Annotated in this window: 1 protein-coding gene; it reads right to left on the reverse strand. The window is 45.9% G+C overall.

Annotated features, from left to right (window positions below; genetic code table 11):
- Positions 1-207, reverse strand: a 207-nt coding sequence (locus HHH54_RS11760) for an Ig-like domain-containing protein (protein ID WP_232796343.1), incomplete at both ends; no start/stop codon positions are given.

A 207-nucleotide genomic window follows, 5' to 3' on the forward strand; every position in this document is an offset into this window, starting at 1 on the left:
TGTCTGTTACTGTTCCTGTTGATGGTGTTGATATGTTACCATTGCCATCTTTGTTCACAACAGTGATTGTTTCACCTTCGTCTAATGTCTCAGTCGCTGGTACATCCACTGTCCAGTTTCCGTTTTCGTCCACTTGGCCAGTCACTTCTTCGCCGTTAGGGAACGTTACAACTACTGTTGTTCCTGGTTCGCCTGTTCCTGTTACGA

The sequence above is a fragment of the Staphylococcus canis genome (genome assembly GCF_016238445.1).
GTDB classification, from domain to species: Bacteria; Bacillota; Bacilli; order Staphylococcales; family Staphylococcaceae; genus Staphylococcus; species Staphylococcus canis.